Genomic DNA, 10,861 nt, shown 5'->3' on the forward strand with positions numbered 1-10,861 from the left:
GGGCATGATCTCGCCCGCGAATGGGGGTTCCATTCAGTAGCATCGGCCCATGTCCTCCTTCGATCTCACGCTGATGTACCTGCTCGCGGCAGTGGTCGGCGTGGTCGCCTGCCGCTTCCTGCGCCTGCCGCCGATGCTGGGCTACCTGGGGGCGGGTGTGCTCATCGGGCCCCATGCGCTGGCTCTGGCCCAGGACGCGGAGGGCATCCGGCACCTGGGCGAGTTCGGCGTCGTCTTCCTGATGTTCGTGATCGGGCTGGAGTTCAGCCTGCCCAAACTGCGCGCAATGCGCAAGCATGTGTTCGGTCTGGGGCTGCTGCAGGTCATGCTAACCATGGCGATCGCGACCCTGGGCGGGCTGCTGCTGGCCTCGTGGCTGCCGCCCGACTGGCAGCTGGGGTGGCAGACGGCGCTGGCGCTCTCGGGCGCGCTCACCATGAGCAGCACGGCGATCGTGGTGAAGTTGATGGCCGAACGGCTGGAGCTCGAGAGCGAGCACGGCAAGCGCGTGATGGGCGTGCTGCTGTTCCAGGACTTGGCCGTGGTGCCCTTGCTGGTGCTGATCCCGGCGCTGGGCGCACCCCCGGAGGCCATGCTGAAGGCGCTAGCCATCGCGTGGCTGAAGGCCAGCTTCCTGGTGGGGGTGTTGCTCTACGGCGGGCCGCGGGTGATGCGCTGGTGGCTGACGCTGGTTGCGCGACGGCGCAGCGAGGAGCTCTTCATGCTCAACCTGCTGCTGGTCACGCTGGGCCTGGCCTGGCTGACGGAGCTCGCGGGGCTGAGCCTGGCGCTCGGGGCCTTCGTGGCCGGCATGCTGGTCTCGGAGACCGAGTTCAAGCATCAGGTGGAGACCGACATCCGGCCCTTCCACGACCTGCTGCTGGGGTTGTTCTTCATCTCCATCGGGATGTCGCTCGACTGGCACATCGTGGTCGAGCGCTGGGCGCTGGTCGGCGTCCTGCTGCTGCTGCCGCTGGCTTTCAAGCTGGTGCTGGTCACACTGCTGGCGCGATTGCTGGGGGCGACGGCCGGTGTGTCGCTGCGCACCGGGCTGTACCTGGCGCAGGCGGGGGAGTTCGGTTTCGTGCTGCTGAGTCTCGCGCAGGGGCGGGATCTGCTGCCGGCCTGGCTCGCGAACCCGGTACTGGCTTCGATGGTGCTATCGATGCTGGCGACGCCCTTCATCGTCCTGTACAGCAACCGCATCGTGCGCAAGCTGGTGGCCAGCGACTGGCTGCAGCAGTCGCTGCAGATGACCTCGATTGCGCGCAAGACCATCAACACGGCCCAACACGTGATCATCTGCGGCTACGGACGCTGCGGGCAGAACCTGGCGCGCATGCTCGAGCGCGAGGGCATCCCCTACCTGGCGCTGGACCTGGACCCCGACCGCGTGCACCAGGCGGCCGCGGCCGGCGACTCGGTGGTGTTCGGTGACGCGGCGCGGCTGCAGGCGCTGATGGCGGCCGGCTTGGCGCGTGCCAGCGCGGTGGTCGTGACCTACCTCGACACTCCCGGCGCACTCAAGGTGCTGGCCAACACGCGGGCGCATGCGCCGCAAGTGCCGGTGATCGTGCGCACCAAGGACGACCGCGAGCTGGAGAAGCTGCAGGCCGCCGGTGCGACCGAGGTGGTGCCGGAGGCGATCGAGGGCTCTCTCATGCTCGCCAGCCACGCCCTGGCGCTGGTCGGCGTGCCGATGCGGCGCGTGATCCGCGTGGTGCAGGACCAACGGGATGCCCGCTACAACCTGCTGCGCGGCTACTTCCACGGCGCCGACGACGACAACGCCGACGAGCTCGACCACGAGCGGCTCAACAGCTACACGCTCACGGCCGACGCGCAGGCGGTGGGCCGGCCGCTGGACCAGCGGGCGCTGGAGGCCGTGGGCGTGCGGGTGGCCGGCCTGCGCCGGCACAACGGCAAGGCCGCGGCGGTGAGCGACGACGTGGTGCTGGCGGACGGGGACACGCTGGTCCTCTCGGGCAAGCCCGGCGCGCTCGCCATCGCCATCGAGTTGCTGCACAAGGGCTGAGCCCCCGCGCAACGGGGCTCAGTTGGCGAGGCTCGGGTTGCGCTTCTCCTCGTCGATCTGCTGCTGGCGCCGCACCGCGTCGCACTGGGCGTGGGCCCTGTTCTCGGGCTTGGCGCATTGAGCGACCATGCAGCGCGAGCGGCCGAAGAAGCCTTGACTCGCACATGCCGCCTCGGGGCTGGGCGGCGCGACCGGTTCGGCCGGCGCCGCGGCGGCGACCGCTGCAGGCGTCGGCGCTGGCTGGGGTGCGGGCGTCGGCGCGGCCGGCGGAGCCTTGCGCGGCTTGGGCGCGGCGGCGACCACAGCCTTGGGCGCGGCAGCGGCCGGAGCCTTCGGCGCAGCAGCGGCCGCGGGCTTCGCCGGGGCTTCGGCCTTGGCGGATGGCGGGGCTGATGCGGGCGGCTCGGCGATGGCCGTCGCCTGGGGCGCTGGAGCGGGCTCTTCAGCCGGGGCCGGTGCGCTCTGGGCAGGCGGCGCCGGCTGGGGGGCCGGAGTGGGCGACACCGCCTCACGCGCGGGAGCCGGCGGCGCCATGGCGACCGCTCCCGCCGCGGCAGGTGTCTGGCTCACGGCCGGCGTCATGGTGTCGCGCGGGCTCTGCATGTACCAGGCGCCCGCAGCGAGTACGACAAACAGCAGGGCCCCGCCCCACAGCGCCCGAGATCGGCGCCGTGCCGTCGGGGCGGAGAGCGCGGCGGGACGCGATGCCGCCTTCGGCGCTCGAACCGCGTGCGGAGACGGTGGCAAGGGGGCAGGGCGAGTTGGCACCCGCGGTGGCGGGGCGGGCGAACGACCGATCGCCACGGTTGTTTCATCGGCGGCGGATGAAGACCTCTTCTCCAGGGCCTCGGGCAGCGGCATCCGCTGCGTGATCGGCCACCCGGCGGGCGCAACCCGGTCGTTCGCGGCGACAGCAACGGCCACCAGCCGATGGCCGCAGCCCTTGCAGAACTTGGCGCCGTCGCGATTCTGCGTCCCGCAGGACGCGCACTCCACAGCCATCTTGGAAGCCCCTCAATCTGTACGCATCACCCTCCAAGCGGCGGAGGATGGTGGTCGACGCACTCGTCAGGCCGAGGGCTTCAGGTCACCGCCACGCGCTTGGGCTTGTTGACCATTCTCTTCGCAATCACCGCGCCCAAGGCCATCGAGAGCTCCAGGGTCAGGGCAGGCTGGCGGTTCGACATCTCGGCAAAGCGGATGGCCGTGAGCCGCCAGACGCGCGCCGCGCCCGTGGCCACCACGTTCGCCGAGCGCGGGAGCCTGGAGAAGAAGGCGCCTTCGCCCACCACCGAACCGGGATTGAGGATGGCGAGCCGCATTTGCCCCTGGCTGCCGATCAGATGCACGCTGAGTGCGCCGCGCTCGATGAAGAAGAGCGTGCGGTCGTGGGCGCCCTGGTCGATCAGCACCTGGCCTGCGTTGAGGTCGTAGGGCTGCAGATAACCGGCGAACATCTCCCACTGCTGGGCATTGAAGGCCGGAGCGAACGCGTCGTAGCTGGTGTTCTGTGCGACGGCGCGGCAAAGATCCTGGATGCTCGAAGACATGTTGATTCACCCTGCTGTGCGTGCGTGCCGGAACGCAGTATCGACGATTGCGTCAGATTGCAGTGACAGAAGTCACATCTACTAACGCTTTCTGTCTACTTTCCGATACAAAACCGGGAAAAAATCACACCCAGCAGGTCGTCCGCGCCGAATTCGCCCGTGATTTCGTTGAGCGCGTTCTGCGCCAGGCGCAGCTCCTCCGCCAGCAGATCGAGGGACTGTGCGCGGGCCGCCAGGTGTTCGGCGGCCATCGCGAGATGCTCCTCGACGCGCAACAGCGCCTGCACATGGCGCGCCCGCGCCAGGTAGACGCCTTCCGGCACCGCCTGCCAGCCGGCCACCTCGAGCAGGCGCTGGCGCAGCGCCTCGATCCCGAAGCCGGTCCTGGCGGACAGGCTGATGCCCGCGGCCGGCGCCGCCGATGGGGCTGCGTCCTGCTTGCTCCAGACGTCGAGCACCGGCACGCCGGCGGGCAGTTTCTCGCTCAGCAGCCGCAGGATCTCCGCATCGGCCTGCGCGTAGTCGGCGCCGGCCACGCGCGTCAGGTCGTGCAGGAACAGCACGGCGTCGGCTCCTTCGATCTGGCCCCAGGCGCGCGCGACCCCGATCTGCTCCACCAGATCCGTGCTGTCGCGCAAGCCGGCGGTGTCGACCACATGCAGGGGCACGCCGTGGATCTGGATGGTCTGCGACACCACGTCGCGCGTGGTGCCCGGGATCGGGCTCACGATGGCGAGCTCGGCGCCGGCCAGAGCGTTGAGCAACGAGCTCTTGCCTGCGTTGGGCTGGCCGGCGATGACCACCTTGATGCCTTCGCGCAACAGCGCGCCCTGGCGCGCACGCAGTTGCACCGCGCCCAGCTGCGCCTGCAGGGCGACGAGCTGGCCCTCGGCATCGGCCTTCTGCAGGAAATCGATCTCCTCCTCCGGGAAATCCAGCGTCGCCTCCACCAGCATGCGCAGGTGGATCAAGGCGTCGCGCAGCGTGTGGATCTCCTGCGAGAAGGCGCCCGACAGCGAGCGCCCGGCGCTGCGTGCCGCCGCCTCCGTGCTGGCGTCGATCAGGTCGGCGATGGCCTCGGCCTGGGCCAGATCGATCTTGCCGTTGAGAAAGGCGCGCTGGCTGAATTCCCCCGGCTCGGCCACGCGCAGGCCGGCCAGCCGGGGCCGGCCGGTGGCGGAGTCGTCTTCGGCGGCAGCTTCAAGGCAGCGTGCCAACAGCAGCTGGAGCACCACCGGCCCGCCGTGCGCCTGCAGCTCGAGCACGTCTTCACCGGTATAGGAATGCGGCGCCGGGAAGTGAATGGCCAAGCCATGGTCGATGGCGCCGCCGCTGGCATCGCGAAAGGGCAGGTAGGTGGCCTCGCGCGGCTTGAGGCTGCGCCCACAGATCGCCGCGATCACGGGCGCCAGCCGCGCGCCAGAGACGCGCACGATCCCGACCGCTCCCCGGCCCGAGGCCGTGGCGATGGCGACGATGGGATCGGTGGTGCGCGCCAGCATGGATGAATGTCGAATCTTCAAGAAGAAGGGCCGCATTCTGCGGCCCTTGCTCGAGACGGGTGCGTTCGCCCGCTATTTGCCGATTTTTCCGAGCACGCCCAGGCGCTTGTTGATGAACCACTGTTGCGCGATCGACAGCACGTTGTTCGTGATCCAGTAGAGCACCAGGCCGGCCGGGAAGAAGATGAACATCACGCTAAAGGCCAGCGGCATGATCCACATCAGCTTGGCCTGCATCGGGTCCGGCGGCGTCGGGTTGAGCCAGGTCTGGAACAACGAGGTTGCAGTCATCACGATCGGCAGGATGAACCAGGGGTCCGGCGCCGACAGGTCCTTGATCCAGCCGATCCAGGGCGCGTGGCGCATCTCGACCGACGACAGCAGCACCCAGTAGAGCGCGATGAACACCGGGATCTGGATCACGATCGGGAAGCAGCCGCCCATCGGGTTGACCTTTTCCTCGCGGTAGATGCGCATCATCTCTTGCTGCATCTCCTGCGGCTTTTCCTTGAGCCGCTCGCGCATCTCCATCACCTTCGGGTTGATGGCCTTCATCTTCGCCATGCTGGCGTAGGCTTTGGCGTTGAGCCAGTAGAAGGCGGCCTTCAGCAGCACCACCAGCGCGACGATGGCCCAGCCCCAGTTGCCCAGCATCGTGTGCAGCTTGTCGAGCAGCCAGTAGAGCGGCTTGGAGATGATGGTGAAGATGCCGTAGTCCTTGACCAGTTCGAGGCCGGGCGCCACGGCTTCGAGCGTTTTCTCGGCCTGCGGGCCGACGAAGAACTCGGCGTCGATGGCCTTCGAGGCGCCGGGCTCCACCGCGCCGGCCGGCGTGATCATGCCGACCGCGTAGAGGTTGTTGTCGACCTTGCGCGCGAACAGGTCGCGCGGAACGCCGTCCTTCAGCAGCCAGGCGCTCGCGAAGTAGTGCTGCACCATCGCAACGTAGCCGTTGGTCGCTTCCTTGACGAAGTCGGCCTTGTTGCTTTCGATGTCCTTGAACTCGATCTTCTGGTACTTCTTGGCGTCGGTGTAGACCGCCGGGCCGGTGAAGGTCGAGTAGAAGGAGGACTCGCCCGGCGGCTTGTTGCCGTCACGCACGATCTGCAGATAGAGCTGCGGCGAGACCGCCGCCGTGCCGGTGTTGACGATCTCGTGGCGCACCTGCATGTCGTAGGAGCCGCGCTTGAGGGTCCAGATCTTGACGAGCCTGACTCCGCCCAGGTCCGCGGATTCGAAGCGCAGCGCCAAGTCGTTGGCACCCTCCTTCAGCGTACGTTCGCCGGTGAAGGTCATCGGCGTCTTGTGGGTCGGGAAGGTGCCGCCGATCAGGCCGGTCTGGGCCACGTAGTAGCGGTTGGCGCTCTGGTCGAGCAGGACGAAGGGCTTGTCCTTCTCCGTCAGGTCGTCATGCTGGATGAACTCGCTCTGCACCAGAGAACCGCCCTCGGTGTCGAAGGTCAGCTTGAGCACGTCGGTGGTGACCACGACCTTTTCGCTCGCCGCAGGCGCAGCGGTCTTGCCATCCGGCACCGCACCGGCACCGCTGGTGCTGGACGGGGTCGTGCTGGTGGCCTGCGGCACTGCGCTTGATGCCGCACCCGAAGCTGCACCGGCCGGTGCGGCCACCGGCGCCGTCGCTGTCGCGGGCGGCTTGGTCGACGGCAGGAAGGTGGGATTGCGGCCGTTGAAGACCTGCCACTGGTCCCACAGCAGCACCAGCGAGAAACCAAAAATCACCCACAGGATGGTGCGGCGAATATCGTTCATGAAGAAGACTTCTTGTCGTCGGAGAAAAGGGAGGAGAACAGCGCACGCGTATCGCGGGCACCGCGCTCCTTCCTCGGGGGAACGGGATCATGGCCGCCCTGGCACCACGGCTGGCAGCGGGCGAGACGGCACAGAGTCAGATAGCTGCCGGCCGCCGCGCCGTGGCGCTCGAGCGCCTCGATGGCATAGACCGAGCAAGTGGGCTCGAAGCGGCAGCCCTGGCCGAGCCAAGGGCTCAGCAGCAGACGGTAGGCCTTCACCAGGCCGATCAGCAGGGCTTTCATGATGCGCTCGCAGCAGCAGCACGGGCGGCGCGTTCCAGCAGTTGCTGGAGCTCGGCGCGAACGGCGGCCTTGAGCTTGTCGGAACTCGCGCTTTCGAATTCCTTGCGGTCGAAGCCCGCGCGCAGCCGCACCACGTGCGCAGCAGGTGGCAACGAGGCTTCGGCGGCCGAACTCATTCGGTAGATCTGGCGCTTGATGGCATTGCGGGTGACGGCCCGTCGCGCCCAGCGCTTGGGCACCATTGCCCCGACCCACACGTCCTGCGTGGCGAACAACGGCATAGAGCCGGCTTGCGCGTCGAGCGCGCAACGGTGCAAGGCGAAATGGGTGGTGCGCGCCACGGTAGCACCTGCAAGAACAGCCTGGAATTGCGCGCGGGTCTTGAGCCGCTGCATGGAAGCCAATCGCAGGGCGCCGACGGACAAGGACGGCGGCAGCGGAACGACTGGCAACGGAGCCTTAGACGGCGAGGCGCTTGCGGCCCTTGGCGCGGCGTGCGTTGATCACGGCGCGGCCGCCGCGGGTCTTCATGCGGACCAGGAAGCCGTGGGTACGGGCGCGGCGGACTTTGGATGCTTGGTAGGTGCGTTTCATGATGGATTTCCTGGTGGACCCGCAAAGCTGGGCTGTCGGGTTCTGTTGCCACGCCTGTTGCCAAAGCGGCTCCGGGCTGACCGTAGATCAAGTTTGATTACCCCGAAACCCACAAAGAGGTTTTCAGGGAAACCCGCGATTATCGCAAACATTCTGCGCCGCAACAATCCACGCGTGCCTGGGAGCGGTTTCCGCGCATCGGAAAACCATGTGGATAAGGTTTTGACAAGTTAGAATCACCGGCCCATCCCAGGGGCGACTATCCACAAGCAGAACGACAAATGATCGAGGGACACTTGACCTTTCAGACCCCCCATGCCGAGTGAAGGCATTGGCGACAGCCTCTGGCAAGCCTGCGTCGACCAGCTCGCGCAGGAACTGTCGGAACAGCAATTCAACACCTGGATCAAGCCGCTGACCGCCAGGGTCGCGGACGATCTTTCGCGGGTCACCGTCTTCGTCGCCAACCGCTTCAAGCTGGACTGGATCCGGGCTCAGTACGCGGGCAAGATCGCCGCCATGGCCGAGAAGCTCTATGGCCAGCCGGTGATCATCGAGTTAGCGCTTGCTCCTCGCGAAATCGTTGCCCGGCCTGTATCCATGGCCGTCGCAGTCGAAACCGATGTGCCACGCGACGTGGCCGGTCCGGGCGAGGATCCGTCCGGCGGCGCCTTCAAGAACCGACTCAACTCCGGCCTGACCTTCGAGACCTTGGTCGAGGGCACGGCCAACCGCATGGCCCGCGCCGCCGCCATGCACGTGGCCGGCACGCCGGGCCATCTCTACAACCCCCTGTTCATCTACGGCGGCGTCGGCCTGGGCAAGACCCACCTGATGCATGCGGTGGGCAACCGGCTGCTGTCCGACCGCCCCGACGCCAAAGTTCTCTACATCCACGCGGAGCAGTTCGTGTCGGATGTGGTCAAGGCCTATCAGCGCAAGACCTTCGATGAGTTCAAGGAGCGCTACCACTCGCTCGATCTGCTCCTGATCGACGACGTCCAGTTCTTCGCCAACAAGGACCGGACGCAGGAAGAATTCTTCAATGCCTTCGAGGCCCTGCTGGCCAAGAAGTCGCACATCGTCATGACCAGCGACACCTACCCCAAGGGGCTGGCGGACATCCACGAGCGGCTGGTCTCGCGCTTCGACTCCGGGCTCACGGTGGCAATCGAGCCGCCCGAGCTCGAGATGCGCGTGGCCATCCTGATCAACAAGGCGCGCGCCGAGAACGCCGAGATGCCCGAGGAAGTGGCCTTCTTCGTGGCCAAGAACGTGCGCTCCAACGTGCGTGAGCTCGAAGGCGCGCTGCGCAAGATCCTCGCCTATTCGCGCTTCAACCAGAAGGAGATCTCGATCGCCCTGGCGCGCGAGGCGCTGCGCGACCTGCTGTCGATCCAGAACCGGCAGATCTCGGTCGAGAACATCCAGAAGACGGTGGCCGACTACTACAAGATCAAGGTCGCCGACATGTACTCGAAGAAGCGCCCGGCCTCGATCGCGCGGCCGCGCCAGATCGCGATGTACCTGGCCAAGGAGCTGACCCAGAAGAGCCTGCCCGAGATCGGCGAGCTGTTCGGCGGCCGCGACCACACGACGGTGCTGCACGCGGTGCGCAAGATCTCCGGCGAGCGCCAGCAGCTCACCGAGCTCAACCAGCAACTGCACGTGCTGGAACAAACCCTCAAGGGCTGATGCATGGCTGTCATCGCAGATTCACGAAGGCCTGTCAAAGGACAACTCTGGGGAAAGTTCCGGCACAAACGGACTGTTGTCCACAGGCGAGTCGCACTCCCGGAAGTTGTGCGCCTTGGCGCGACAGCACCGAAGCACGCCTGCACACAGCCAGCCGGCAACGGCAAGTACCTGTCGCCAAAGCGGAAAATGGCTCTGTCCACAGCGGGGCGCGCCCCTTATCTACTACTACTAATTTGAATTAAAGAAATAAAGGAAGAGGTAAGTCATGATCGTTTTGAAGGCTACACAAGACAAAGTCCTCGCCGCCCTGCAGTCGGTGGCGGGGATCGTGGAACGGCGCCACACGCTGCCGATCCTGGCCAACGTGCTGATTCGCAAGACCGGCCCCCGTCTGCAGCTGACCACCAGTGACCTGGAGATCCAGATCCGCACCCATGCGGAACTCGGCGGCGACGAGGGCAACTTCACCACCACCGTGGGCGCGCGCAAGCTGATCGACATCCTGCGCACCATGCCGGCCGACCAGACGGTGAGCCTGGAGTCCAGCGCCAGCAAGCTGGTGCTCAAGGGCGGCAAGAGCCGCTTCACGCTGCAGTCGCTACCGGCCGAAGACTTCCCGCTGGTGCAGGAATCCGCCAACTTCGGTCCCGTGTTCAGCGTGCCGCAGAAAACCCTGAAAGACCTGCTCAGCCAGGTCTCCTTCGCGATGGCGGTGCACGACATCCGCTACTACCTGAACGGCATCCTGTTCGTGGCCGAGGGCAAGCAACTCAGCCTGGTGGCCACCGACGGCCACCGCCTGGCCTTCGCCTCCGCCATGCTGGACGTCGAGGTGCCGCGCCAGGAGGTGATCCTGCCGCGCAAGACGGTGCTCGAAATGCAGCGCCTGCTGTCCGACGCCGAGGGCGCGATCGAGATGCAGTTCGCCAACAACCAGGCCAAGTTCGCCTTCGAGGGCATGGAGTTCGTCACCAAGCTGGTCGAGGGCAAGTTCCCCGACTACAACCGCGTGATCCCCAAGAACCACAAGAACTCGGTGACGCTCGGCCGCGCGCCACTGCTGGCCAGCCTGCAGCGCACCGCCATCCTGACCAGCGAGAAGTTCAAGGGCGTGCGCCTCAACATCGAGCCCGGGACTCTTCGCATCGCCTCCAACAACGCCGAGCAGGAAGAAGCCCAGGACGAGCTCGACATCGACTACGGCGGCGACGCCATCGAGATCGGCTTCAACGTGGGCTACCTGATCGATGCGCTGGCCAACATGGGCCAGGACATGGTCAAGCTCGACCTCGCCGACTCCAACAGCTCCGTGCTGATGACGATCCCCGACAACGCGTCCTTCAAGTACGTCGTCATGCCGATGCGCATCTGATGGCGTTCGACAGGGAGTGACGAGACCGCCCGCGCATTCCGCGGGCTTGGTCTTTC

The 10,861-nt window shown here is 66.7% G+C and carries 10 protein-coding genes; 3 read left to right on the plus strand and 7 right to left on the minus strand.

Annotated elements, in window-relative coordinates; genetic code table 11:
- Window positions 1-49: 49 nt before the first annotated feature.
- Window positions 50-2,035 carry a monovalent cation:proton antiporter family protein gene (locus GXN78_RS12695; protein ID WP_106559585.1) on the plus strand — a complete coding sequence of 662 codons (1,986 nt, stop codon included), beginning with the start codon at window positions 50-52 and terminating at the stop codon, window positions 2,033-2,035.
- A gap of 18 nt (window positions 2,036-2,053) precedes the next feature.
- On the opposite strand, the gene GXN78_RS41200 is transcribed toward GXN78_RS12695, so the two are convergent.
- The 7 genes from GXN78_RS41200 to rpmH form a co-directional block, all read right to left on the minus strand.
- Window positions 2,054-2,638 (minus strand): hypothetical protein, encoded by a 585-nt coding sequence (locus GXN78_RS41200; RefSeq protein ID WP_239142688.1) that lies wholly within the window; start codon window positions 2,636-2,638, stop codon window positions 2,054-2,056.
- 479 nt (window positions 2,639-3,117) lie between these two features.
- Window positions 3,118-3,585: a cyclic nucleotide-binding domain-containing protein gene (locus GXN78_RS12705; RefSeq protein WP_106559583.1), complete on the minus strand. Its 468-nt coding sequence runs from the start codon at window positions 3,583-3,585 to the stop codon at window positions 3,118-3,120.
- 95 nt (window positions 3,586-3,680) lie between these two features.
- Window positions 3,681-5,087 (minus strand): tRNA uridine-5-carboxymethylaminomethyl(34) synthesis GTPase MnmE, encoded by a 1,407-nt coding sequence (gene mnmE / locus GXN78_RS12710; RefSeq protein WP_106559582.1) that lies wholly within the window; start codon window positions 5,085-5,087, stop codon window positions 3,681-3,683.
- A 72-nt stretch (window positions 5,088-5,159) separates the two neighbouring features.
- Window positions 5,160-6,857 (minus strand): membrane protein insertase YidC, encoded by a 1,698-nt coding sequence (yidC, locus tag GXN78_RS12715; RefSeq protein WP_106559581.1) that lies wholly within the window; start codon window positions 6,855-6,857, stop codon window positions 5,160-5,162.
- Complete coding sequence (gene yidD / locus GXN78_RS12720; protein WP_106559580.1) at window positions 6,854-7,141, minus strand: membrane protein insertion efficiency factor YidD; 288 nt, start codon at window positions 7,139-7,141, stop codon at window positions 6,854-6,856. The genes yidC and yidD overlap by 4 nt, the downstream gene beginning before the upstream one ends.
- On the minus strand, window positions 7,138-7,536 hold the full coding sequence (locus tag GXN78_RS12725) for a ribonuclease P protein component (protein ID WP_106559579.1): 399 nt from the start codon (window positions 7,534-7,536) through the stop codon (window positions 7,138-7,140). The genes yidD and GXN78_RS12725 overlap by 4 nt, the downstream gene beginning before the upstream one ends.
- A gap of 64 nt (window positions 7,537-7,600) precedes the next feature.
- Window positions 7,601-7,735 carry a 50S ribosomal protein L34 gene (gene rpmH / locus GXN78_RS12730; RefSeq protein ID WP_007834827.1) on the minus strand — a complete coding sequence of 45 codons (135 nt, stop codon included), beginning with the start codon at window positions 7,733-7,735 and terminating at the stop codon, window positions 7,601-7,603.
- A gap of 315 nt (window positions 7,736-8,050) precedes the next feature.
- On the opposite strand from rpmH, the gene dnaA reads away from it, so the two are divergent.
- Together dnaA and dnaN are read left to right on the plus strand one after the other, a co-directional pair.
- Window positions 8,051-9,430 (plus strand): chromosomal replication initiator protein DnaA, encoded by a 1,380-nt coding sequence (gene dnaA, locus GXN78_RS12735; protein WP_106559578.1) that lies wholly within the window; start codon window positions 8,051-8,053, stop codon window positions 9,428-9,430.
- Between the two features lie 268 nt (window positions 9,431-9,698).
- The gene (gene dnaN, locus GXN78_RS12740; RefSeq protein WP_106559577.1) at window positions 9,699-10,805 is read left to right on the plus strand and encodes a DNA polymerase III subunit beta; all 1,107 of its coding nucleotides are present in this window, start codon (window positions 9,699-9,701) and stop codon (window positions 10,803-10,805) included.
- The last annotated feature ends 56 nt before the right edge of the window (window positions 10,806-10,861 follow it).

Origin of the sequence: Variovorax sp. WS11, from assembly GCF_010499245.1 — a bacterium.
In the GTDB taxonomy this organism is placed as follows: Bacteria; Pseudomonadota; Gammaproteobacteria; order Burkholderiales; family Burkholderiaceae_C; genus Variovorax.

Coding starts and splice junctions, on each gene's coding strand:
- GXN78_RS12695 (WP_106559585.1), top strand. CDS start 50: ATGTCCTCCTTCGATCTCACGCTGATGTACCTGCTCGCGGCAGTGGTC.
- GXN78_RS41200 (WP_239142688.1), bottom strand. CDS start 2,638: ATGCAGAGCCCGCGCGACACCATGACGCCGGCCGTGAGCCAGACACCT.
- GXN78_RS12705 (WP_106559583.1), bottom strand. CDS start 3,585: ATGTCTTCGAGCATCCAGGATCTTTGCCGCGCCGTCGCACAGAACACC.
- mnmE (WP_106559582.1), bottom strand. CDS start 5,087: ATGCTGGCGCGCACCACCGATCCCATCGTCGCCATCGCCACGGCCTCG.
- yidC (WP_106559581.1), bottom strand. CDS start 6,857: ATGAACGATATTCGCCGCACCATCCTGTGGGTGATTTTTGGTTTCTCG.
- yidD (WP_106559580.1), bottom strand. CDS start 7,141: ATGAAAGCCCTGCTGATCGGCCTGGTGAAGGCCTACCGTCTGCTGCTG.
- GXN78_RS12725 (WP_106559579.1), bottom strand. CDS start 7,536: ATGCAGCGGCTCAAGACCCGCGCGCAATTCCAGGCTGTTCTTGCAGGT.
- rpmH (WP_007834827.1), bottom strand. CDS start 7,735: ATGAAACGCACCTACCAAGCATCCAAAGTCCGCCGCGCCCGTACCCAC.
- dnaA (WP_106559578.1), top strand. CDS start 8,051: ATGCCGAGTGAAGGCATTGGCGACAGCCTCTGGCAAGCCTGCGTCGAC.
- dnaN (WP_106559577.1), top strand. CDS start 9,699: ATGATCGTTTTGAAGGCTACACAAGACAAAGTCCTCGCCGCCCTGCAG.